The sequence below is a fragment of the Sphingomonas sp. S6 genome (assembly GCF_043498045.1).
GTDB lineage: Bacteria > Pseudomonadota > Alphaproteobacteria > Sphingomonadales > Sphingomonadaceae > Sphingomonas.
The window spans coordinates 1-1689 of sequence record NZ_JBIEOE010000046.1 but is presented as its reverse complement, the minus strand read 5'-3'; the positions used below and the strand labels follow the sequence as shown (position 1 = coordinate 1689).

Here is a 1689-nt window from a genome sequence, read left to right as displayed (position 1 = left end):
GCCAACAAGACGATCGCAGATCCGGAGGCGCAGTGATGGAATTCGCTCATCTGGCGCAGCGCATGTTCAACACGCCGATCGCGATCCATCCGCGGAAGGCGGAAATCGCGATGGCCGCGCTGGCCGACCGCCTGGGCATCGCGCACCTTATGCGCGCGAATGGCCGGCCGGTCCCCGCTGCCTGGGACGATGATGACGACGAACCGCTGTTCACGAGCCGCAATTCTGGGCGCGACACGGACACTGGATATGACATCGTGGGCGACTGCGCGATCATTCCGATCTCGGGCACGCTGGTGCAGCGCACGTCGTCGCTTCGTCCCTATTCAGGGATGACCGGCTATAACGGCATCCGCCAAGCGCTGCTGACATCGGTCGCCGATCCAAAGGTTCGCCGCATCGCGCTCGACATCAATTCGGGTGGCGGTGAGGTCGCGGGTTGCTTCGACCTCGTTGACACCATCTATAGCCTGCGCGGCGAAAAGCCGATCGCGGCAATCCTGACGGAAAGCGCCTATTCGGCGGCCTATGCGATCGCCTCCGCCGCGGACACGATTTACGTGCCCCGCACCGGTGGCACCGGATCGATCGGCGTAATCTGCATGCACGTCGACCTTTCGGAGGCGCTGACCAAGGCGGGCCTGAAGGTCACGTTCATCACCAACACCGGGGCCGACCGCAAGACGGATGGCCATTCGGAAATCCCGCTGAGCAAGGAAGCGCTCGCCGCATTCCAGCACGAGATTGATACCATGGGCGCGCTGTTCCACGACACCGTGGCGCGTAACCGCGGCATCGCGACCTCCGCCGTGCGCGACATGCGCGCGGGCACGTTCATGGGCGCCGACGGCGTCACGGCCGGCCTCGCCGACGCCGTGATGGCGCCCGACGCGGCATTCGCCGCCTTCCTTGCCGCCTGACCACCAACCGGAGACTTCCCATGTCGAAGAAGACCATCCTGGCGGCGGGGACGTCCCCGTTCGCCCATTTGCTGAGCGGTGCCGCGGCGCTTGCGGGCCGTACCCTCGGAAGCCGCGCCGAAAACGAAGACGAGGCACCCGATGCCGAAAGCGATGACAGCGATGTCGACGCCGAAGACGAAGGCGCCGAACCCAAGGGCCGCAAGGCGAAGGGTCGCAAGGCAGAAGAGCAGGACGACGCCGACGCGGAAGACGGCGATGATGACGCGGACGCCGAGGACGATGGCGATGATGCCGACGCCGAGGACGAAGCACCGGAGCCGAAGGGCAAGAAGGCTTCCGGCTACGACCGCGGTTACGCCGCCGCCAACAAGCGCGCGCGTGCCATCTTCGCGTCGCCCGCCGCCGCCGGCCGCCCCGACCTCGCCGCGCAGCTGGCATTCGAGACGACCATGACGTCGGCCGAAGCAATCGGCGTCCTCGGCATGGCCGGTGCGTCGGCGCCGACACGCGGCCGCAGCCTCGATGAGCGCATGAACGCGCGTCGCGAACCTCGTCCCGGTGCGGGCGCCAGCGGCGGCGGCGAGAAGACGTTCGCCGACCAGGTGCTGGCCGCCTCGAAAAAGGCCGGTCGCCGCTGATCCTCAGCGCGCCCGCCTGACCCTCATCTCACAGGAGACCTCGAATGGTTCTTTCCTCGACCCTTCAGGGCAATAGCCCGTTCCAGCCTGGCGTCGCCCAGGACGTGTTCGTTCCCGATCAGCTGATC

2 protein-coding genes are annotated in these 1689 nt (G+C 66.8%); both read left to right on the top strand.

The features are described from left to right. Positions 1-35 precede the first annotated feature (35 nt). Positions 36-920, top strand: coding sequence for a S49 family peptidase (locus ACGVWT_RS19155; protein ID WP_394427822.1), 885 nt, complete (start codon positions 36-38; stop codon positions 918-920). Between the two features lie 20 nt (positions 921-940). Further along, the gene (locus tag ACGVWT_RS19150) at positions 941-1561 is read left to right on the top strand and encodes a hypothetical protein (protein ID WP_394427820.1); all 621 of its coding nucleotides are present in this window, start codon (positions 941-943) and stop codon (positions 1559-1561) included. Positions 1562-1689: the final 128 nt, after the last annotated feature.